Consider the following 21,515-nt stretch of genomic DNA (forward strand, 5'->3'; position numbering starts at 1 on the left):
TCAGATACCCCAAAGAATCTGCACGCCCCAGACGAAGAATGTGAACATCGCAAAGCCACATACCGCCTGGAAGAGAAAACGCACTGCAGTCGCAGACTTACCCAACGCCATCGGGGTCAGGTAGTCGGTGGAAATTGTCCACATGCCGATCCAGGCGTGAGCACTGAGCGCCACCAGGGTCAGCAGACTGAAGATACGCATCGCGTTATTGGAGAACAGACCCTGCCATTCGGCGTAACCCATGCCTGGGTTGAGCACTATGTAGCCGAGCAGGAACACGGTGTAAGCCGCGAGAATGACAGCGGAAACCCGCTGCGCCATCCAGTCGAAGAGACCCGAACGCGAGAAGTTCGTAACGTTGGTTACCATATCCACACCCCCACCAGTACGATCACGATCGCCGATACGACGAGAACGACTTTCGAGCCCAGTTTGCCGCCTTCCAGCGTCTCACCGATGCCCATATCCATGATCAAGTGGCGTACACCGGCCACCAAGTGGTACAGCAGAGCGGACAGCAATCCCCAGATCACGAATTTGGCCAGCGGGCTGGTCAGGCACTCTTTCACCTCGGCGAAGCCTTCCTCGGACGTCAGCGACTTGTCGAGCCCGAACAGCAGCACGGCAATACCGACAAAGAGGATGACACCGGATATACGGTGAAGAATGGACGTGTAAGCGGTGACTGGAAGTTTGATAGTCCTAAGGTCTAGGTTTACAGGTCGTTGGCTATTCACGGCTTTTTATCACACTGAGAGCCCCTAACTATCAGGGCAAAGTTGTCGGGAAGTGCACTGGTCAGGTACCCATCACCCAAGGAGTGACGACCCCCAGAATCAGGCGAAAAACCCCTGGCGGTCGGGCGATGAGTATAGACAGTTAGGTTACTAATGACAACGCACCGACCTCGACCTAAAAGCGGATTGCGCACCTTATATAAATGACGTAAAGAGCCCGTCATTCGCGCAAAAAAACTGCCTGAAACCCTTCTGCCGCCTGGGTTTTCGCAAATTGACTTTCGAATTTATCTCACTATAGTGATGCGGGCCCTGCGTGGGGGGCCGTCAGATGATTTCAAGCATAACTAGGAGGCCACACATGGCTGACAAAAAAGCGCAGTTGATCATCGAGGGCAATGCCCCCGTCGAGCTGCCCGTTTTAACCGGCACCGTTGGTCCCGATGTAATTGATGTACGGAGCCTGACCGCCACGGGCCGGTTCACATTTGATCCTGGCTTTATGTCCACCGCCTCGTGCGAGTCGAAGATCACCTATATCGACGGCGACCAGGGCATTCTGCTGCACCGCGGCTATCCCATTGAGCAACTGGCCGAACACTCCGACTACCTGGAAACCTGCTACCTGCTTTTGAATGGCGAATTGCCCAACGCAGAGGAAAAGGCTCAGTTCGTCAGCACGATCAAGAACCACACCATGGTTCACGAGCAGTTGAAGACCTTCTTCAACGGCTTCCGCCGCGACGCCCACCCGATGGCCATCATGTGTGGTGTGGTCGGCGCACTTTCTGCCTTCTACCACGACTCTCTGGACATCAATAACCCGCATCACCGCGAAGTCTCGGCCATGCGCCTGATCGCCAAGATGCCAACCATCGCCGCCATGACCTACAAGTACTCCATGGGTCAGCCGATGATGTATCCGCGTAACGACCTGAACTACGCGGAAAACTTCCTGCACATGATGTTCAACACCCCGTGCGAGATCAAACCGATCAGCCCGGTACTGGCCAAGGCCATGGACAGGATTTTCATCCTGCATGCCGACCACGAGCAGAACGCATCCACTTCCACCGTGCGCCTGGCCGGCTCTTCGGGCGCCAACCCCTTCGCCTGTATCGCAGCCGGTATCGCCGCACTCTGGGGCCCGGCCCACGGCGGCGCCAACGAAGCCGTACTGGCGATGCTCGATGAAATCGGCGACGTGTCGAACATCGACACCTTCATCGCCAAAGCGAAGGACAAGAATGACCCGTTCAAGCTGATGGGCTTTGGTCATCGCGTCTACAAAAACCGCGACCCACGCGCCACCGTGATGAAACAGACCTGCGATGAAGTCCTGAAAGAACTGGGCATCACCAATGATCCGCAGCTTGCGCTGGCGATGCGCCTGGAAGAGATCGCGCTGACCGATCCGTACTTCAAGGAACGCAACCTGTACCCGAACGTGGACTTCTACTCGGGCATCATCCTCAAGGCAATCGGCATTCCGACCAGCATGTTCACCGTAATCTTCGCCTTGGCGCGGACCGTCGGCTGGATCTCGCACTGGAAGGAAATGCTCTCCAGCCCGTACAAGATCGGCCGCCCACGCCAGCTGTACACTGGCTACTCGCAGCGCGACATGAAGCGATAAGCATCACCAGCGTCGCAACGAAAAGGCTGCCCTCAGGCAGCCTTTTCTGCATTCGCATTAGCGGTTTTCGACCATTAGCCGCAGGGCTTTCAAGGTTTCGTAGGGAGCATCCACCACAAAACTGTTGGCTAGCCAGGAAGGAACGCTGCCGCCCGGCTCGGCGTGCACCTGATAGATCACCTCGACCTGCCCCGCCGCTTTCGGCGTGAACGTCCAATGGCCGACCAGCTTACTGACCCGGATAAACCCCTGCTGCGCAGGCATATAATCCGCCGCGCCCTGCAACAGCCGCGTTATCTGACCCCCCTGGGCCGCGCTGCGTCACCACGCGGACTACCGCGTCACGCGGGGAAACGGGCCAGGGCGCATCAAAGTGGCTGTATACCCAGCTGTAGATACCCTCACGACCGACCAGCCGCTGCTGTTGGCAACTGTGAATCCAGGCGCAGGCACCCGTGGCGTCATCCTGCACCGTAAGCAGAGTCTCTACCTCGGTATCCAGCGTTACGACGCCGCGGTACTCCTGATAGTTGGAACCCGCTACTGCGCGCAGGTAGACCTGAATGCCCGCCTCATCCTTGGCCAGACGCCAGCCATCGGCCCATACCAGTTGCCCCAGCAGAAAGACGCCGACGCCCAACATCAAACTGAATGAGTTAACTCTCATCATGGCGTCCTTGGAACCCGGGTTATCTTTAGCGGACGTACTACACCGCCATCGACGTGCTTTGCTCCAGCCAGCCGAGCAGGCGTATGGCTTCGTCGCGATCGCCGCCACACACGTCGATATCCGCACCGAAGGTCAAGCAGACCTTGGGCCGCTCCGGCATGCCGAATATTGCGCAGTGATTGTCATCGGTGAGCTGCACGCAGCGCACGCCGGCGGCTTTGCCCAGGGGCATACCGGGAATCGGGGAGCTGATCGAAGGCGCGATGCAGCACGCACCACAACCGACACGACAATCCATCACAACAAACCTCAAACAGAGCAATGACACAGACGGGTAATAACCGAGGCCGGCGATTTTACTCAGTATCGGGGCGGCGTGGCAGCCAATGCATGACATGTTCAGGCTAACGCAAGCCGCAGGCGAAACTGAGTGCCCTGCCCTGGCGTGCTGCGGACTTGAAGTTCAGCTCCAAGGATTTCCACCGCCAGTTGGTGAGTAATGTGCAAGCCCAGCCCGGTACCACCCCGGCCACGCCGCGTGGTGAAGAACGGATCAAAGATCTGCGCCAGCACCTCGGGCGTCATGCCGCAGCCATTGTCGATGACGTCGATCAGGCATTGTCGCGACAGCGGCTCGTGGTCCGCACGTACGGTGACCACGCCCTGCATTCCAGGCTCGAATGCATGAATCAGTGCATTGTCGATCAGGTTCTGCAGTATCTGCCCCAAAGGGCCTGGGTAACTGTCGAGCATCAGATGCTCGGGCATCTCCAGAACGACCTGATGGGAAAACTGTTTGAGCTTCGGCGTGAACACCAGCATGACCTCACGCACCAGTTCGACCAGATCAAAGTTGCGCCGCTCGGTACTGGCTCGGTCGCTGGCCAGTTGCTTGAACGCGCGGGTCAATTGCGCCATGCGGGTGAGGTTGCTGGTGATGATCGCCAGGCCTTCATCGTTGCGCTGCAGAAAGCGCTCGAGCGTGGAGCGCTGCAGTCCGCTGCTCATGCTTGCCTGCATGTCCACGACATTCTTGTGCAGGGTCGAGGCGGTCACGCTTGCTGCACCAATTGGCGTGTTCAACTCATGGGCCACACCGGCCACCAGCGTGCCCAACGAGGACAGTTTCTCGGCTTGTATTAAAGCGCCGCGGGTACGTTGCAACTGATCGACGGTCTCGCGCAGTTCGCCATTGCTGAGCGTCAGCGCTTCGCTGCTGGCCTGCAGGCTATTTCGTGCCAGATTGCGATCATGCTCGGCCAGGGCCAGACGCAACACCACCACCAAGCCGACCCCCAGCATCGCGCTGACAAACAGCATGACCTGCCAAAATACTTCGAAGCGTAACGACTCCACCCGCCCCACTGGCAACTGGGAAATCAGCAACCAGGGCTCAGCGACGATTTTCCGCCCGCCGTTCAGCTCTTTCGGGTCGAACCGACTGTAGGCCCAGTAGCCATTCTCGTCATTGAACACGCCGCCTCTGTGCGTCTGCATGTACTGCCAGCTATAGGGGTAACGGCTGGCCAGAGTCGCTTCCGCCTTACCCAGCATGAAACCCCACTCATCCTCTGGCTCAGGCGACAGCATCCAGTAACCTTCATGATCGACCAGGCTGAGGCTGCCACCATTGGCCTCGGAGACCTGCTGCAATCGGCGCAGCAGGTCCTGGCCCAGGTAGTTGAGAATCAGCACGCCGCGTCGGGCGCCCTGACTGTCGAATACCGGCATTGCCCCGCGCAGCGTCGGCCTCATCAGAGGCTGGCCTGCCGCCGATTCCCGATTGAGGTCGAACCGCGACAGATAGAACGTCCCGGCCGGCTGATTCATGGCTTCCACGAAATAGTAGCGATCCGCCCTGTTCTGTAATTTCGCCGAGTCACGCAGGAGCGCCTTGCCCTGCACCAGCTCGACGCTGATCTGCTCCATTCCGTTTTCATCCAGCCAGCGGATCTGATCGTAGATCTTCGTACTCGCAGAGAACTGCAGCAGTAGCTGGCTCAGGGCTTCACGGTTTTCCGGACTGGGCTCATCGAGCATCTTGGCCAGCAGCGGTTGCTGGGTCAGGAACTGCAAGTTGCCGTGCAAGGTTGCCAGGTGCCGGTTAAGAACGCCGACACCGACATTCAGGCTATTTTGCTGGTCACTCAGCAATGGGTTAAGCCTGGACTCCAGCAGACGCTCATAGAGCAGCGCCGCCAGCAGCAAAATCAAGACCGCCCAGGGAAGAAACAACAGCAGCAGGTTGCGTCGAACCGGCTTGACCTGACGCAGCGCGCGCCAGAGGCTGCCCCCCATCAGGCAGGCCGCCCGGGCCAGTCGCCTAACCACACCAGCAACTCGGCGCACGGCATGGCTTTGGCGTAGAGATAACCCTGCGCCTCCCTGCAGCCATGTTGGAGAATCCAATCGGCCTGCTGTTGGGTTTCCACGCCTTCGGCAATTACCTGCATGCCTACCCTGGCGGCAATCTGGATAACTGCGTCAGCGATCATCTTGTCGTCGTCGACCTCGCCGATCTCCTCGATGAAACTGCGGTCGATTTTCAAGCGATCGGCCGGCAGCAAGCGCAGATAACTCAATGATGAAAAGCCCGTACCAAAGTCATCGATCGCGACGGCCACGCCCATTTCACGTAGCGCCGCCAACTGACCACAGACGGTTTCGAACGACTGCATCGCGACCGACTCGGTGATTTCCACCTCTACCTGATGCGGCTGGACCCCGGCATCGCGCAGATGTGTGGTGAAGCGTGCGATGAAGTCGTGCTGCAACAGCTGCGGCGCCGACACGTTGATCGCGGTACGGATGTCGCCATAACCCGCATCCGCCAGTTGTCGAGCGGCCTGCAGTGCCAGGCGCATCAACAGGTCGCCGAGCGGCAGGATGTAGCCGGTAGCTTCCGCCAGTGGAATGAACTGCAGCGGCGGCACCATGCGCCCGTCGACCTGACGCCAGCGGGCAAGCGCCTCGACACCGGTGACTTTGCGGGTGCGCAGGTCGACCTGCGGTTGCAGCTCGATACTGATGCGCCCTGCCTCGACCGCATCGCGCAGGGCCAGCAACAGCCGATAGGATTCGGCATGCGCACTTTGCACGGCGGGGTTGTACACCACATGCTGGTTATGGCCGATGCGCTTGGCCTGCTTGAGCGACAGCCGCGCATTCTGTAACGCTACGCTAGCAGTGCCGCTGAAGTCGCTCAGATGCAGCGTCACGCTGCTCAAACTGTGTACCTGACCCATTTCGTAAGGTCGGTTATGCCGGCGGAACAGCTCGACGATATCCGCGGCCCTTACTTCCGACTGCGGCCCCAGAATGGCGAACAAATCATCCCTCACTCGCGCGACGAGCACGTTGCCGGAAAAGGTCTGACGCAACTTGTTTGCCACCAGACCGAGAATGAAATCGCCATAGCCGGTACCAAACGCAGTGTTGGCACCCGAGAAATTATCGATATCAATCAGCACCAGGACCCGCTCGTCCTTGGCCTCGCCCTGGAGGGTGAGGTCGAGCATGCGAATCAATGCATTGCGATTGGGGATCTTCAGCAGGTCGTCCTGGTAGGCCATTTCCTCCAAGCGGCTGAATAGCGCGACGTTATAAAGGCCACGGCTGATGCTTGCGCTGAACACCTTGAGCAGTTCCATTTCGGTGTCATCGAGGGTGCGTTCGGTGTCTACATAGCAGGCATAGTCGGCGCCGGCCTGGAAGCGCGGAAAGAACAGCACGGTGGCGTGGTCAAAGCGCAAGGACTGCTGCTCGAGCAGACAACGCTGCAAGGCTGCCGCGACCGTGATGTCGTTGAGGCTATCCAGACCACCGTCGATGGCGCGGAAGAACCGCCCGCTGGCACTGATGATCCGCACCGTCGACTCACCGCCGGAAGCGCTCTCCTCGGCGCTTACGCAGACGATGCCTTCTGTCTCAAGGTCCAGCAACAGGGCGATCTCGGACAGAATCTTGGCCGACAGTTCGCGAGTGCTTTTGGAGCAGAACAGCGCGTTGCTCGACTCGACGATCATCTGCAGGCCACGCCGCGCTCGGGCGACCGAGCGAAGCTGGCTATAGCCGCGAACTCCGGCCGTAAGAACGGTCAGTAGACGCTCGGCGGTCAGTTCGCTTTTGGTCCAGTAATCGTTGATGTCGTAGTCATGCATGACCTCCTGCACAGGAGCCATGCCCGGCTCGCCGGTGAGCAGCACGATTCGCGTCTCGGCGTTGCCGATGACCTCGCGCAGCGACCTGACCAAACGCAAACCAGCGTCGTCGGTCTCCATCACCACGTCCAGCAGGATAACCGCGATGTCACGCTGCTCGGCCAGCAGCATCGACGCCTCGCGATAACTGAACGCCTGCAACAGCTCGATGTGGCCATCAAGCACTTCGAGACCGCTCAGCGCAAACGCGGTGGCGCGCTGGAAGTCAGGGTCGTCGTCGACGGTCAGGACTCGCCACACCAGCTTAGTCGGGCTGACGGGGGTGTCGTCGTCGGAGAACATCAGTTGATCTTCCATGAGCAATTGCGCCCTCTTCGTCGATGAAATAGCACGGACGTTCTAAACAACCCGTGGCCGCAGTATAGACAGAAGAAACATGCCCACCGTCGAGTTGCCGCTCATTTGAATGAGCGATTCGACAACCTGGCCTTCGGCAAAAACAAACCTAGGCCAGTCAGTAGAAATACGTCGGGGGTTGGCGGTTCAGTTCTTTTTTGTATCGTGCAGGCGGGCAATCAGGCTCGAGGTATCCCAGCGTCCGCCACCCATTGCCTGCACGTCCCCATAGAACTGATCGACCAGTGCGGTGACCGGTAATTTCGACCCGTTGCGGCGCGCCTCGTCGAGCAGGATGGACAGGTCCTTGCGCATCCAGTCCACCGCAAAGCCGAATTCGAACTCGCCTGCCAGCATGGTTTTATGGCGGTTTTCCAATTGCCAGGATTGCGCAGCGCCCTTGCTGATTACCTCCATCGCCGCCAGACCATCGAGGCCGGCACGCTGGGCAAAATGCAGGGCCTCGGCCAAGCCCTGAACCAGGCCGGCGATGCATATCTGGTTGACCATCTTGGTCAGTTGGCCGCTACCTGCCGGCCCCATCAAACGCACCATCCGCGCGTAGACCTGCAATACCGGTTCGGCTTGCGCATAGGCTTCAGCTTCACCGCCGACCATGACCGTCAGCGCCGCGTTCTGAGCGCCCGCCTGGCCACCGGAGACCGGCGCATCGAGAAAGCCCAGTTGCAACTCGCCGGCTTGCTCCGCCAGCTCCCGGGCGACGTTGGCCGATGCGGTGGTGTGGTCGATCAGAATTGCCCCTGGTGCCATGCCGGCGAACGCGCCGTCCGCGCCCAGTACCACACTGCGCAAGTCGTCATCGTTTCCCACGCAGACCAACACCAGCTGCGCACCCCTCGCCGCCTCGCGTGGCGTCGGCGCATGCTCACCGGCGAACTCCTCGGCCCACTGCGCGGCCTTGGTGCAGGTGCGGTTGTACACACAGACCTGATGCCCGGCGCGCGCCAGATGACCCGCCATCGGATAACCCATCACGCCCAGCCCGATAAACGCCACCTTTGCCATGTGCACCTCTACGTTCAATCTCTTGGAAGCCTCGTCGCCAACACGCGCAACGCACTGCTCAACCTCGTACCGACGACGTTCGGCTGGTACGAATCCTTCCGCAAGCATGCCCGCCACATGGATCGAACACCAGTACAGAGGCGTGGCAAAACTGTACGGATATGCCGACAAACCGGCTTTACCCAACGCTGAAAGTGCTTACATACTCGCCCGACGCAAAGGAGGGCTTATGCCACATTGGCTGGTGATCGATCTGGAAGCCACTACGGATGAAGGTGGCTGGCCGCTGCACGAGATGGAAATCATTGAAATCGGCGCCAGTCTGGTCACTGCAGACGGCCGTGAGGTCGATCATTTTCAGCGTTTCGTGAAGCCGGCGCGCCGCCCGGTGCTCACCGACTTCTGCTGCGAACTCACCCATATCCGCCAGGCCGATGTCGACCGCGCGGCACCCCTGGCCAGCGTATGGCTGCAGTTCGAGCGCTGGTTGCTGCCTCATCAACCGCGACTGGTCGGCTGGGCCAGCTGGGGCGAATACGACCGCCGCCAGCTCGAGCAGGATTGGCAGCAAAACCAGCTGAGCAGTCACCTGAGCACGATTGCGCATATGAATCTCAAGCGCCGGTTCGCCGAAGCGCGCCGCTTGCCGCGCTCGATTGGCCTGGTCAGCGCCTTGCAACTGGCGGGGCTGCAATTCGTCGGGCAGCAACATCGCGCCCTCACCGATGCGCGCAACACGGCGCGCCTGTTACCGCTGGCACTGCCGACGTAAAGCGGATGACGCCCCGAATCGCCTTCGGCATACTGGCGACCTTTTTTCCACCCCTTGCGAGGATGTTCAATGTTCAAGGTCAATGAGTACTTCGACGGCACCGTCAAATCCATCGCGTTCGATATGGCCGAAGGCCCGGCCACTATCGGCGTGATGGCTGCCGGCGATTACGAGTTCGGCACCAGCCAGCTGGAAGTGATGCACGTGGTAACCGGCGCGCTTACGGTCAAGTTGCCAGGCAGCGATCAGTGGCAAACCTTCGCCAGCGGCAGCCAGTTCACCGTGCCGGCCAATAGCAAGTTCCAGCTCAAGGTTGAAGTCGATACCGCCTACCTGTGCGAATACCGCTGAGTCTCAGCTTCAGCTGACGCCAAGCCGGCCCACGTGGCCGGTTTTTTTATTGATGTAAACAGCCGAAGGAGCTGCCCATGGCGCGTTCAACCCAGTTCTCTCTGGTGATCCTGCCGATCATGCTGCTGCTGATCGCCATGACCTCGATCCAGAGTGGCGCGTCCCTGGCCAAGGGCTTGTTCCCCGAGATCGGCGCGACCGGTACCACGGCCCTGCGCCTGGGGTTAGGCGCGTTGATCCTGTGCGTGTTGATGCGCCCCTGGCAGGCCAAGCTGAGCCTGAGTTCGTGCCGGTCGTTGCTGGCCTACGGGATCGCCCTGGGCAGCATGAACCTGCTGTTCTACCTCTCCCTGAAAACCATCCCGCTGGGCATTGCGGTAGCCCTGGAGTTCACTGGTCCATTGGGGCTGGCGCTGTTGTCGTCGCGCCGGCTGCTGGATTTCGTCTGGGTCGCCCTGGCCGTGTTCGGGCTCTGGCTATTGCTGCCCAGCACCCAGGCCGATGTTCAGCTCGACCCACTGGGTATGGCCTTCGCCCTGGCGGCAGGGCTCTGCTGGGCGCTGTATATCGTCTTCGGCCAGAAAGCCGGTGCCGAGCATGGCCGCCAGACGGTAGCCCTGGGCACCATCATTGCGGCGTTGCTGGTATTCCCGATTGGCCTGTGGCACGTGGGCGGCAGCCTGTTCGCCGTCGATCTGCTGCCACTCGCGCTTGGCGTGGCGGTGCTATCGTCGGCGCTGCCGTACAGCCTGGAAATGATCGCCCTGACCCGCCTGCCCGCCCGTACCTTCAGCATTCTGATGAGCATGGAGCCGGCCATCGCAGCCCTCTCCGGCCTGCTGTTTCTCAGCGAGCGTTTGAGCCTGAACCAGTGGCTGGCGATCAGCGCGATCATCCTCGCCTCGGCGGGTGCCGCTGCCACCATTAGACCCAAAGGCGTCATTTAGTAGCGTCCAAGGTCGCCGGCTATCAGGCCAGCGACCGGTTTCAGGGCGCTATTAAGAAGAGTCAGTTCAACGGGCCGGAGTTATATAACGCACTCCAAGCACATTGGTAATTATTGTTGCGCACATTATAGAAATAGAAGCGACTGCATACATTGTCGTAATTGTAGGCACCCACATTCACGCGAAACGGTCCTAGATTCACGCCCTGCAATGAAACATAGCGACCGTTATAGAGCAGTGAGAAATGCAGATGCGGCCCAGTCGAACTTCCTCCTTGGCATAAGGCATTATTTCGATTGCTCGCATAAACGCCCAACTTGGTGTCGGCCACTACGTTCTCGCCGTTACTTACCCGTATCCCATCCATATGGTAATAGTTGGTCGCCCAACCATTGGCATGGGTTATACGAACCTGGCAACGGGAGAACACTGTTACCCGTCCCGCATGCGCCGCCACTACGCTATACGTTTGCGCACCCCACCGCGGCCAGTCATAGGACACATCGATAGAGGAATACGGCGAACCGGAACCCGTATGGGAATGCGCGCCGTTGGATTTCCATGAATAGCCCTGATACCAGGGCAACTGCAGCAGCGTCGTTGGTGGTATGGCCGCCGCCGTTATAGCCGCCTGTTCGATGGGCTCAAACCTGTACATCTGCTTGGCGCTAGTATTGAACAATTGCGAAAACGTCTGGCTGAAATTGTTCAGCGAAGCGACCTGGGCGAGTGCTGCAGGGTTGTCACCGGGCTGTTGGAGGACGCCGAGAATAGCCGCCGTTGCACCATTGAGCGTCCCAGGATCAGCATTCAGCGCCTTATCGGAAGCACGTGCACGGTTGCGCTGATACGCCTCGAAGCCATAGAAACGTTGCGATAGCTGCGCTAGCACATCGCGCAACTGTTTCTCGAAACCGTGCTGTTTTGAGAGCGCAGCGAAGGGTGCCTTCAGCTTTTCCTTACTGGGTGCGGAGATCAGGCCCGACTGCAACTCCATCAACGTCAACAGGACTTTCGGACTGATGCTGTAGTAGCCGCTCCAGTGAGCAATAAGCTCTTTTTTATCCCGGATAAATGGCGCATTAACAGCCAGATAACTCTCCAGATCAAAGGCTTCGGCATCCTGCCCATACAGGAACAGTTCATTGCTAAAGGGTAGTCGGATACTAGAGGGAGCCAATCGCTGCAGATCTTGGGTTGTGAAATTAAATGCAGACTGGTTGATTTCTGTTGCGCCAACCGAAAAGCTCGAAGTTCCTATTAAAAATAATGAAGCCACTGTTAAAACCGGTGCTACGCCACTATAACCACTCATAACTTTGTCCCTCTTGCGTTCACGCTAGTTGAAGCACTTATAACTGCTTCCTCACGTTTAGCGCTTGAGGCAACATCAAAATTCATACAAACAAGCACATACCCGCGAAAGAAATAATTGGCTTAGTTGTCAGAAATTGACAAGTTCTTCCAGCGTAGTCAGAGCGGGTTGGTTATCAAGCAGCGCAAGGCGCATGCGGCCGGCCACATGACATGCGGTAGCCCTGCGAAAGGATGGCGCCCGGCGAACGATCAATGGGCCGATGCAGCTCCATCGACCGCAGGCCCGATCCGCTGATGCGATCTAGAGGAACTCGCCTGAACCACCAGGCGCAGCCCTGGCCAGTTCCGCCCGACGCCCCGGCCCATTTCGTTTTCTATTTCATCCGAGCTAATCGCGAGCTAGTCGTGGGTATTGAACTGCAGCTCGGCAAGACGCGCATAGAGCGGGCTGCTGGCAACCAGTTCGGCGTGTTTGCCAACCGCCACCAGCTTACCCTGCTCGATCACCGCGATACGGTCAGCGCTTTTTACCGTGGCCAGTCGGTGCGCGATCACCAAGGTGGTACGACCCTGCATCAGCCGCGGCAGGGCTTGCTGGATCAGGTGCTCGCTCTCGGCATCCAGCGCACTCGTGGCTTCATCCAGTAGCAGGATCGGCGCATCCACCAGCAACGCCCGGGCAATGGCCAGACGCTGGCGCTGCCCGCCGGACAGGCCAAGCCCGGCATCGCCCAGGTGGGTCTGATAGCCCTCGGGCAGTTTCATGATGAACTCATGGGCATGGGCGGCCTTGGCGGCCGCTTCGACCTCGGCCAGGCTGGCATCGGTGCGGCCATAGCGGATGTTGTCCTCCACCGAGCCAAAGAACAGCGCCGGGTTCTGCGACACCAGGGCGAAGCTGCGGCGCAGATCATGGGGGTCGAGCCGCAGGATAGGTTGCCCATCGATGAGGATGCGACCCTGTTGTGGGTCGAAGAAACGCAACAGCAAGTCGAACAGGGTCGATTTTCCTGCGCCCGATGGCCCGACCAAGGCCAGGGTTTCGCCTGGTGCTACCTGCAGGTCGATACCATCGATGGCGAAACTGCCGAGCCGCGATGGATAGGCGAAACGCACGCCCTGCAACTCGATGCGGCCCTGTACCGGCTGTACCAGCGCGACACCGTCGCTGGCCGGTGGGGTTATCTGATTGCGCGCCTGCAGCAACTCGGCAATCCGCTCGGCGGCGCCGGCAGCGCGCTGCAGTTCGCCGATCACCTCGCTGAGGGTGCCGAACGAGGAGCCAACGATCAGGCTGTAGAACACGAATGCCGCCAGCTCACCGCCGGAAATTCGCCCGGCGATCACGTCCATGCCGCCGACCCAAAGCATCACCCCCACGGCGCCGAGCACCAGCACGATGACCACGGTAATCAGCAAGGCGCGCTGGGCAATGCGTTTGCGCGCGGTATCGAAGGCCGCTTCCGCGGATAGGCCAAAACGGCGTTTGTCTTCGTTCTGGTGGTTATAGGCCTGCACGGTTTTGATCTGCCCGAGCACCTCGCCGACGTAGCTACCGACGTCGGCGACGCGGTCCTGGCTCTGCCGCGACAACTGCCGCACGCGCCGACCGAAAATCAGAATAGGCGCAACCACCAGCGGCAGCGCCAGCAAGACGATACCGCTCAGCTTGGGGTTGGTGATCACCAGCAGCACGCTGCCACCGATCAGCATGATCACGTTGCGCAGCGCCATCGACAGCGACGAGCCGATCACCGATTGCAGCAAGGTCGTATCCGCGGTCAGGCGTGACTGGATTTCCGAGCTGCGGTTGCTCTCGTAAAAGCCTGGGTGCAGGTCGATCAGATGATTGAACACGCGCTTGCGGATGTCTGCAACGACCCACTCGCCGAGCCAGGACACCAGGTAAAAGCGACTGAAGGTGCCAAGCGCCAACGCCAGCACCAGGACAAAAAACAGCCCGATCGACTGCTGCAGCGCCTGCGGCGACTGGGTCGCCAGACCCTGATCAACCAGCAGTTTGATGCCCTGCCCCATCGACAGGGTAATCGCCGCGGTAAACATCAGCGCCAGCAAGGCCCCGAACACGCGACCGCGATACGGTGCGATAAAGCGCCAGGCCATACCCAGGGCATTACGCTGGCGGGAAGACAGGATCGAAAGCATGGAGGCTCGCTGGGCGCTGACGCCCGTTAATAAGGAGGCAATTACGGCGTTTCCGCCCGCCAGGCCACCCAACACAGCGCCAAAGCGGCGAGATTGGTCGACAGCGGATTGAACGCCTGCAGCAGTAGATGGGGGCTCAATAGCGCCACATCAAGCAACAGCCCGATTAACAGCACACTGGCCAGCAGCAAGGGCCAGCGCTGACGCCGCCAAAGCAGCAACAAACCCAGGACGATTTCCGCCAGACCGGCGATGCGCGCTACCCACTCGGGGGCTGGCAGGTTGTGGGCCTGAATCATCGCCAGCTCATCCGGGCTTAACCAGAGAATCTTCGGCACCAGGCCGTGCCAGATAAACACCAGCGCCAGAGCGATACGCGCCAGCCAGGCAATTTGCCGTAAACGAGGGTCAGTCATGCAAGAAGCGCCGGTCATGGTCAGCGCTCGGCAACAGGCAGCTATCGTAGCGACCGAACAGGCGATAGCGATTCAGCGCAATACGGTCGTAACACCAGTCGCGTATGGGCCGGGGAATCAGCCGCAGCCAAGCCAGCAAGCGCCACGGGCTAGGTAACTGGGCGACGATGCGCAGCACCGCATCCGAACGCAGCAGCATCTGGCCATCCTCGATCAGCGCCATGGTGTCGAAACGCTCGGTCGGCAAACCGCCCCAGGCCAATAACGCCTGTCCCTCGGTCGATTGCACCGAGGCCAGACGAAAGCGCTGCTCCGCATCATGGCGAATCAGAAACTTTGCCCAGCCGTTGCACAGCTTGCACACCCCATCAAACAGCACCACCCGGTCGCCGGGCTGGATAACGGGTGGAAGACTTTGCTGCTGCATGTCCAACTCCTTCTGCACAGCCATTAGGTGGCTGGAATACGGTAGTGGCCGGTGATCCTGAAGCTGAAGAGAATGTCCTCTTCCTGGGTGCCGCGACCAATATTGTGCAACACCAGGCGAACACCACTGCCGACCCGGCGATCGCTGACAATGCCGATATGGGTTAGCCCGCGGCCCAGATCCCAGGTCACGATATCGCCCGCATGGTAATCCGCGGCGTTATCGCTGACCGGCAGCGCCCAGCCCTGGCGCTTGAACCAGGTCATTAAGTTCGGCACACGACGGTGGTCGATATTCGCGTCCGGCCGGCTCAGGCCCCAACTCTTCGGATACAGGTGGAAGTTCGCGCGCATGTCCTGATGCACCGCCTGTTGCAGGTCCAGCTCCTGCTTGCGTAACGCGCGAATCACCACGTCGGTGCACACGCCGGTATTGAGCGGTACGTCGCCATTGGGGTAACTCAGGCGGCGATAGGTCGGGTCATAGCTCAAGGTCACACCGACCTGCTCACGGGCCGCCGTGACCAATGCCTCCGGCTGCAGCGCCCAGGCATCCAACACCAGCAGGCAACCCAGCAACATGCTCAGCCATACACGCATGGAACCTCCTTTTTAGCGCAGTAGGATGTACATGGCGAAACCTTGTACAGCGCTGCGATCCGTTTGGCGGACAAGCCTTCGCATATCCACCCTACAATTCAGCCCGATATCTCGGGCTACTTGCCCACGGGATACAGCAACTCTTCCTTGTAGCCAGCCCAGACCTTCACCACATCGGGGAAAGCATCGTCCAGTTGCACATCACCGCTGTCGACCAGCAATGGCCGGCCGTCCAGGGTGCCAAGCTTGCGTTTGGTCGCGACCACCCGCAGGTGCTCAAGGCCGATGGCGCGCAGTACCCGCGGGCTGATCTGCTGATTGCCACGGCCGATGATATGGCCCTGGCCGCCGATGGCGGTCACCAGCAGACGCGCCGGGTGCTCGGCTACTAGTTCGAACAGCTGCGCCTCAGTCACGTCACGGGCAATGACCTGGCCATTCTCGATCACGTCAACGCCGAGCAAAGTGGTCTGCAGGTTAAGGTTCTGCGCCAATCCATGCAGGGTCGAACCGGGCCCAAAAATGTAGCGCACATCGGCCTCCCAGCTGTCCTGCAACCAATCGGCCAGATCGCCCAGCACCAACTCTTCGGATTCCACGCCACCCTGCTTGACCTGCTGCACATAGCCGCCTTCCTGCGGCACCGTCAGCTCGCCGTACCAGCGGGCGGTTACGCGACCCTCGCGCAGGGCGCTTTCATCGATATCGCGCACTTCACCGCTGCTCAGGCGCACCAGGCCGCCTTCGATCAGTCGCGCAGTCAGTTCACCGGCCGCACGCGGGCTGATGGCGTAAACGCCGGACTGGATCTTCACCCCGGCCGGAATGCCGAGCACTGGCTGACCGTCGCGCGCCGCGGCGCACACATCCCGCGCGGTGCCGTCACCGCCGGCAAACAGGATCAACGCAACCCCGGCCTGCTGCAGCGCTTCGACCGCGGCGCGGGTGTCTGCGGCGCTGCTCGTGCCCTGGGCACTGTGACCCAGCACACGGTAGTCGAAGCACATGTCGGCCAGCAGGTCCTCGCCCATGTCTCCGGCAAACGTCAGGAACTGCACCCGCTCGCGTAGCGGCAACAGGCATTCCAGCGCAACTCGGGTGCGCAGCGCGGCACGTGGCTGGCTGCCAAGCGCGATAGCCTGCGCCGCGACGCCGTCGCTGCCCTTGAGACCTGCTGGACCACCCAGCCCCGCCAGTGGATTGATGATCAAACCCAAATGAAACCGTGCCATTGACGCTCCGTCAGCCTCCCGACCTAAAATTTGCCCAACAAAGGGCCCATTCAACGCGCCACCATTCGTTCGCTGGCGAGCACAGCGCCGGCCGTTCTGGCAAGCGCGCTGCAACAGTGAAGCGGAACGGTGATTTACGACAAACTTCTGGCGTCTACCTCTGTCACAACGCGTTCATCCAGCTTTTTTAAACTGCACCCACACCCTGATCAGGAGACCGGCCATGAGCTCGCACACCCAAATCGACGAACCTCGCGTTACCCCCATACCACCGGAGCAGCCGGTCGGCGGTGCCATCATCGATGCCCAGGGCCGTGAAGTCCCCATCACTGAACACATGATCCAGCAAGCCTGCATCGAGCTGGAGAAAACCCTGGTGACGCCTGCCCAACACGGTTGATCGACATTTCCCCATGCCTGGGCCAGCCAATCGACCCAGGCTTTTTTTTGCGCCGTTTTTTGCGTCAAGCGCTCAGCATCGCGCCCAGCGCAGTGATCACCTGGGTCAGCTGCGGTGGCGCGCTGCCGGTAACCGTTACCCTCAGCCCGTCGATCTCACGGCGCATCGGGTAGTGCTTGCGCAGCCGGTCAAAGGCTGCGCGGCAGCTCGCCTCGTCACCCTGCAGGCTGCGACGCAGGTCAGCATCGTCGCGGCGCGGGTCATAGACCGCCCGGCAGACCGTGGCCAGAGCCCAGGCCGGCTCGGCCGCTGCGTCCAGCTTTAGCGCCGGCAACCAGGCGGCTGGCATCAGGTTCTCCAGACTCCGGGTTTCCGCCCGGCCCAGGTGCCGGCACAGCGCCTGATAGATTTGCGCGGTCCCGCGCAACTTGCCGTCCAGGCTGTAACCGGCGATATGCGGTGTGGCGATCACGCAGCGGTCGGCCAATTCGGCATTCACCAGCGGCTCGCCCTCCCAAACATCCAGCACCACTTGCAGATCACTGCGATGGCCGAGCAACACGAGCAGCGCCGAGTTGTCCACCACCGCGCCGCGGCTGGCGTTGATCAGCCAGGCGCCGGTTTTGAGCTGGGCCAGGCGCGCGGCGTTGAATAGATGATGAGTCGGGTAAGCACCGCTGGCATCGAGCGGAGTGTGCAGACTGACCACGTCGCACTCGGCAAGCAGTTGCTCAAGGCTGACGAAATCGCCCCCTTCGGCTTCCTGGCGCGGCGGGTCGCACACCATCACGCGCCAGCCCAGACCACGCAAGACGGCGACCAGCCGCCCGCCCACCTGCCCGGCGCCAACAACCCCGTAGGTGCGCGAGGCCAGATCGATCCCCCGCTGTTCGGCTAGAACCAGCAGGCTGCCCAGCACGTAATCGACCACCCCGCGCGCATTGCAGCCCGGCGCGCTTGCCCAGCCGATGCCCCGCTGCTGGAAAAAGTCGAGGTCGAGGTGGTCGGTGCCGATCGTGCAGGTGCCGACGAAACTGACTGGCGAGCCTGCCAGCAGCGCGCGGTCGACCCGCGTCACCGAGCGCACCAGCAGCAGTTCGGCGTCGGCCACTGCCGCGCGGTCGATGGCCCGACCCGGCAGGCGGCGGATTTCACCCAATCCGCCGAAGAATTCGTCGAGCAGTGGGATATTTTCGTCGGCGACAATTCGCATGGCTGGCTCCGTCATTAGCGGGCTATTCTAACCAGCCTGCTGCCTATAGTCGCTCCGCTTCTGGCTGAAGCGGCAATGCGTGATAACGACCTTTCCTGACCGATGCGTCAGGGCGTAGACTCCGCGGTTTTCCGAGACTGCCAGCGAATGCGTTCCATGCCTGCCGAATCCCGATCACGGCGCCTGCTCACCGAGCTGCGCAGCCTGCTGTTGCTGGCGACCCCCATCATCATTGCGCAACTCGCGCACACCGCCATGGGCTTCGTCGATACCGTGATGGCCGGCCGCGTCAGCGCCCAGGACCTGGCTGCGGTGGCGCTCGGCAACTCGATCTGGGTGCCGGTTTTCCTGCTGATGACCGGCGTCCTGCTGGCGACCACGCCCAAGGTGGCGCAGCGTTTCGGCGCCGGCAAACACGACGAAATCGGCCCGCTGGTGCGTCAGGCGCTGTGGCTGGCGCTCGCGGTCGGCGGGATCGCGGCAGCCTTGTTGTGGAACGCGGAAATCGTGCTGCACGCCATGAACGTCGACCCGGCGCTGATCGCGCCGTCCATGGGTTACCTGCGCGCGGTCGCCTGCGGTTTCCCGGCGGTGGCGCTGTACCACGTGCTGCGCTGCTTCAGCGATGGCCTCGGGCATACCCGGCCGAGCATGGTGCTGGGCCTGCTCGGCCTGTTGCTGAACATCCCGCTGAACTACATCTTCATCTACGGCAAGCTCGGTTTGCCGGCGATGGGCGGCGTTGGCTGTGGCTGGGCTACGGCCGTGGTGATGGTGCTGATGCTGCTGGGCATGCTCTGGTGGGTGAGGTGGGCGCCCTTCTACCAGCCAAGCCAGCTGTTCAGCCGTTTCGAGCTGCCACAGTGGGCCGTGATCAAACGACTGCTGGCGATCGGGTTGCCCATCGGCATTGCCGTGTTCGCCGAATCAAGCATCTTCGCGGTGATCGCCCTGCTGATCGGCGGCCTGGGCGCGACTGTGGTCGCCGGCCACCAGATCGCCCTCAATTTCAGCTCCATGGTGTTCATGATTCCCTACTCCCTGGGCATGGCCGCGACAGTGCGCGTGGGCCAGGCACTTGGCCGCGGCGAGCCGCGCGAGGCGCGCTTTGCCGCGGGCGTCAGCATGGCCACGGCGCTTGGCTATGCCTGCCTGTCGGCCAGTCTGATGCTGCTGTTGCGCGAGCAGATCGCGCAGATCTACAGCCCGGACCCAAGCGTCATTGCGATGGCCGCCAGCCTGATCGTGTTCGCCGCGCTGTTCCAGTTTTCCGATGCGATCCAGGTCACCGCCGCTGGCGCGCTGCGCGGCTACCAGGACACCCGAATGACGATGCTGCTGACCCTGTTCGCCTATTGGGGCATCGGCTTGCCGGTGGGCTACGCACTGGGACTGTCCGAGCTGTTCGGCCCGCCAAGCGGACCAAGCGGGCTGTGGATCGGCCTGATCGTCGGGCTGACCTGCGCCGCCGCGATGCTGGCGATTCGTCTTGTCGGCAGCGCGCGCAAGCGCATCCGAGCCGCTACCATGGCCTGATGACCAGCCGAATCATTACCCTGCTCTGCCTGTTCACGCTCGCCGCCTGCACCCCGGCGGACAGCGGCCTGGCGCTTCAGGCGGATTACCTGCAACGCCTGACCAATGCGCTCGACGGCGAGCACGCTGCGCCGTTCGACCCTTCACAACTGACGCGCTATCGCATGCCGCCGCGGCGCGAGCGGCTGCTCGAAATTGCCGAGATCCGCATCGGCTTGCTCGATCTGTTGGTGGATGTGCGGCGCTGCCCGCCGTTGCAGCAACAGATCAGCCAGCGCAACAGCATCCTCGGCAAACAGATGGTGCCCAGCAGCCGCCTGGCCTACGAAGGCGAGTTGCTGCGCGCGATCGACGCCTGCGTGGCACACCTGCAGGCGCCAGACGATCAACAGCTGCGCGAGAATCTCGAACAGTTGGCTGCGCAAAAGCGTACGCAGCTTTCCAGCGTGTTCTGGAATGCGTGGAACGGCAGCACAGAAGTCGAGCACTACCTGCGCTTCGCCGAACAGACATTGCCCGTCACGCCCCTCGACGACGGCGCAGCCCTTGCTGCCCTGGCGCAGCTCGCGCACGTGGCGAGCGGGCTGCCGCAGGTGCTGCCACCGCCAGCAGAAGAGCTCGAATCGCTGTTTTTCGCCCTGCATGCAAGCGACCAGGGCGGCCGATTGATCAGCAGCCTGGCCAGCCTCAGCCACAGCCTGAACCAGGCCAGCGAGTTGCTGGAACGCCGTCAGCAGCAGCGGCCCATCTGTCCGCAGGGCAAGGCGACGCCACGCGCACGCATCGTGCAGAACATCTTCGTTAAGTATTACGCCGGCGCGATGCAGCCATACCTCGCGGAAATCGACCAGCGGGGCCGGCAGTGGAGCCAGCAGCTACGCCGACTCGCCGCGATCACCACGGCGCCGGCGACGACCCGTAGCTATCTGACGCAGCTGGCCGGCACGGAGGATTCGCTGTGGCTCGACTTTCAGCAGGCCACCACGCGCCATGTGCAGGCCTGGCAACGCACGCTGCAAAGCTGCGGTCTAGCGCCGGGGCAGTCGGGCTGGAATGCGGCGGCTACAAATCCCTGATGGGTCAATCCGTCTTCTTGCGGATCAGGTACAGGTAGGTGCCGCCGTCCTGCGTCTGTTCGACCAGTTCGTGGCCGAGAAAGACGCAGAACTTAGGGATGTCGCGCTGGGTTGAGGGGTCGGTGGCGATCACCTTGAGCAGACCACCGGCGGGCAGGTCGCGCACCTTGTTGTGCAGCATCATCACCGGCTCCGGGCAATTCAGCCCGCTGGCGTCAAGGGTGTCGTCGAGAATGGCGTCGGATTGCAAGGACATCGGCTGGCTCCAGAAACAGGCGGCTATTCTCGCGCAAAGCCACGGCAAAGGTCACCTTTGCCGTTAGCCAATTGGCGCCAGCCCCGTAGATCCTATGTTTATCTGCAGGGCATGCAATCTCGTAGGGCGAACATGCCGAAGGCTTGTCCGCCATTGGGCTGCCAGCGGTGAACAAGGCTGCG

21 protein-coding genes and 1 pseudogene are annotated in these 21,515 nt (G+C 61.1%); 7 read left to right on the forward strand and 15 right to left on the reverse strand.

The features are described 5' to 3' along the window. Together sdhD and sdhC are read right to left on the reverse strand one after the other, a co-directional pair. A complete protein-coding gene (gene sdhD / locus ACX0MV_RS08970) occupies positions 1 to 369 on the reverse strand; it encodes a succinate dehydrogenase, hydrophobic membrane anchor protein (RefSeq protein ID WP_458982150.1) in 369 nt (122 codons plus the stop codon). Then, a complete protein-coding gene (sdhC, locus tag ACX0MV_RS08975; RefSeq protein ID WP_458982151.1) occupies positions 363 to 737 on the reverse strand; it encodes a succinate dehydrogenase, cytochrome b556 subunit in 375 nt (124 codons plus the stop codon). Before sdhC ends, sdhD begins: the two co-directional genes overlap by 7 nt. Before the next feature lie 361 nt (positions 738 to 1,098). Here sdhC and gltA point away from each other — a divergent pair, with 361 nt between their 5' ends. Continuing rightward, the gene (gltA, locus tag ACX0MV_RS08980) at positions 1,099 to 2,373 is read left to right on the forward strand and encodes a citrate synthase (protein ID WP_458982152.1); all 1,275 of its coding nucleotides are present in this window, start codon (positions 1,099 to 1,101) and stop codon (positions 2,371 to 2,373) included. Between the two features lie 57 nt (positions 2,374 to 2,430). Here gltA and ACX0MV_RS08985 read toward each other — a convergent pair. From ACX0MV_RS08985 to ACX0MV_RS09005, 5 genes and pseudogenes are all read right to left on the reverse strand, one after another. Continuing rightward, positions 2,431 to 3,043 (reverse strand): annotated as a pseudogene (locus ACX0MV_RS08985) (START domain-containing protein). Positions 3,044 to 3,080: 37 nt separating this feature from the next. Then, positions 3,081 to 3,341: a YkgJ family cysteine cluster protein gene (locus ACX0MV_RS08990; RefSeq protein WP_458982153.1), complete on the reverse strand. Its 261-nt coding sequence runs from the start codon at positions 3,339 to 3,341 to the stop codon at positions 3,081 to 3,083. A 101-nt stretch (positions 3,342 to 3,442) separates the two neighbouring features. Next, positions 3,443 to 5,341: a sensor histidine kinase gene (locus tag ACX0MV_RS08995; protein ID WP_458982154.1), complete on the reverse strand. Its 1,899-nt coding sequence runs from the start codon at positions 5,339 to 5,341 to the stop codon at positions 3,443 to 3,445. Then, positions 5,341 to 7,560 carry a putative bifunctional diguanylate cyclase/phosphodiesterase gene (locus ACX0MV_RS09000; RefSeq protein WP_458982155.1) on the reverse strand — a complete coding sequence of 740 codons (2,220 nt, stop codon included), beginning with the start codon at positions 7,558 to 7,560 and terminating at the stop codon, positions 5,341 to 5,343. The genes ACX0MV_RS08995 and ACX0MV_RS09000 overlap by 1 nt, the downstream gene beginning before the upstream one ends. A gap of 186 nt (positions 7,561 to 7,746) precedes the next feature. Next, positions 7,747 to 8,733 carry an NAD(P)-dependent oxidoreductase gene (locus ACX0MV_RS09005; protein WP_458982156.1) on the reverse strand — a complete coding sequence of 329 codons (987 nt, stop codon included), beginning with the start codon at positions 8,731 to 8,733 and terminating at the stop codon, positions 7,747 to 7,749. Between the two features lie 121 nt (positions 8,734 to 8,854). On the opposite strand from ACX0MV_RS09005, the gene ACX0MV_RS09010 reads away from it, so the two are divergent. The 3 genes from ACX0MV_RS09010 to rhtA all read left to right on the forward strand — a co-directional run bounded on the left by ACX0MV_RS09010 (position 8,855) and on the right by rhtA (position 10,695). Next, the gene (locus tag ACX0MV_RS09010; protein WP_458982157.1) at positions 8,855 to 9,397 is read left to right on the forward strand and encodes a 3'-5' exonuclease; all 543 of its coding nucleotides are present in this window, start codon (positions 8,855 to 8,857) and stop codon (positions 9,395 to 9,397) included. A 69-nt stretch (positions 9,398 to 9,466) separates the two neighbouring features. Beyond that, positions 9,467 to 9,748 carry a pyrimidine/purine nucleoside phosphorylase gene (ppnP, locus tag ACX0MV_RS09015; RefSeq protein ID WP_458982158.1) on the forward strand — a complete coding sequence of 94 codons (282 nt, stop codon included), beginning with the start codon at positions 9,467 to 9,469 and terminating at the stop codon, positions 9,746 to 9,748. 77 nt (positions 9,749 to 9,825) lie between these two features. Next, positions 9,826 to 10,695 carry a threonine/homoserine exporter RhtA gene (gene rhtA / locus ACX0MV_RS09020; protein WP_458982159.1) on the forward strand — a complete coding sequence of 290 codons (870 nt, stop codon included), beginning with the start codon at positions 9,826 to 9,828 and terminating at the stop codon, positions 10,693 to 10,695. Between the two features lie 61 nt (positions 10,696 to 10,756). Here the strand turns inward: rhtA and ACX0MV_RS09025 are convergent, their stop codons facing one another. The 6 genes from ACX0MV_RS09025 to ACX0MV_RS09050 form a co-directional block, all read right to left on the reverse strand. After that, positions 10,757 to 12,010 carry a M23 family metallopeptidase gene (locus ACX0MV_RS09025; protein WP_458982160.1) on the reverse strand — a complete coding sequence of 418 codons (1,254 nt, stop codon included), beginning with the start codon at positions 12,008 to 12,010 and terminating at the stop codon, positions 10,757 to 10,759. Between the two features lie 401 nt (positions 12,011 to 12,411). Then, a complete protein-coding gene (locus ACX0MV_RS09030) occupies positions 12,412 to 14,178 on the reverse strand; it encodes an ABC transporter transmembrane domain-containing protein (protein ID WP_458982161.1) in 1,767 nt (588 codons plus the stop codon). A gap of 41 nt (positions 14,179 to 14,219) precedes the next feature. Continuing rightward, complete coding sequence (locus ACX0MV_RS09035) at positions 14,220 to 14,594, reverse strand: DoxX-like family protein (protein ID WP_458982162.1); 375 nt, start codon at positions 14,592 to 14,594, stop codon at positions 14,220 to 14,222. Next, a complete protein-coding gene (locus tag ACX0MV_RS09040) occupies positions 14,587 to 15,021 on the reverse strand; it encodes a thiol-disulfide oxidoreductase DCC family protein (RefSeq protein WP_458982163.1) in 435 nt (144 codons plus the stop codon). Before ACX0MV_RS09040 ends, ACX0MV_RS09035 begins: the two co-directional genes overlap by 8 nt. 23 nt (positions 15,022 to 15,044) lie before the next feature. Next, a complete protein-coding gene (locus ACX0MV_RS09045) occupies positions 15,045 to 15,620 on the reverse strand; it encodes a DUF1287 domain-containing protein (protein WP_458982164.1) in 576 nt (191 codons plus the stop codon). Between the two features lie 116 nt (positions 15,621 to 15,736). Beyond that, positions 15,737 to 16,852, reverse strand: a complete 1,116-nt coding sequence (locus ACX0MV_RS09050; RefSeq protein WP_458982165.1) for an ATP-NAD kinase family protein — start codon at positions 16,850 to 16,852, stop codon at positions 15,737 to 15,739. 223 nt (positions 16,853 to 17,075) lie between these two features. Between ACX0MV_RS09050 and ACX0MV_RS09055 the strand changes: the two genes are divergently transcribed. Next, the gene (locus ACX0MV_RS09055; RefSeq protein ID WP_458982166.1) at positions 17,076 to 17,252 is read left to right on the forward strand and encodes a PA1571 family protein; all 177 of its coding nucleotides are present in this window, start codon (positions 17,076 to 17,078) and stop codon (positions 17,250 to 17,252) included. Positions 17,253 to 17,316: 64 nt separating this feature from the next. On the opposite strand, the gene pdxB is transcribed toward ACX0MV_RS09055, so the two are convergent. After that, positions 17,317 to 18,465, reverse strand: a complete 1,149-nt coding sequence (gene pdxB / locus ACX0MV_RS09060; protein WP_458982167.1) for a 4-phosphoerythronate dehydrogenase PdxB — start codon at positions 18,463 to 18,465, stop codon at positions 17,317 to 17,319. 156 nt (positions 18,466 to 18,621) lie between these two features. Here pdxB and ACX0MV_RS09065 point away from each other — a divergent pair, with 156 nt between their 5' ends. Both ACX0MV_RS09065 and ACX0MV_RS09070 read left to right on the forward strand, forming a co-directional pair. Continuing rightward, complete coding sequence (locus ACX0MV_RS09065; RefSeq protein ID WP_458982168.1) at positions 18,622 to 20,001, forward strand: MATE family efflux transporter; 1,380 nt, start codon at positions 18,622 to 18,624, stop codon at positions 19,999 to 20,001. Next, positions 20,001 to 21,077, forward strand: a complete 1,077-nt coding sequence (locus tag ACX0MV_RS09070) for a DUF3080 family protein (RefSeq protein WP_458982169.1) — start codon at positions 20,001 to 20,003, stop codon at positions 21,075 to 21,077. Before ACX0MV_RS09065 ends, ACX0MV_RS09070 begins: the two co-directional genes overlap by 1 nt. Positions 21,078 to 21,081: 4 nt before the next feature. Here the strand turns inward: ACX0MV_RS09070 and tusA are convergent, their stop codons facing one another. After that, on the reverse strand, positions 21,082 to 21,333 hold the full coding sequence (tusA, locus tag ACX0MV_RS09075; protein WP_458982170.1) for a sulfurtransferase TusA: 252 nt from the start codon (positions 21,331 to 21,333) through the stop codon (positions 21,082 to 21,084). Positions 21,334 to 21,515 lie beyond the last annotated feature (182 nt).

It is taken from the genome of Pseudomonas cistanchae (genome assembly GCF_054483635.1).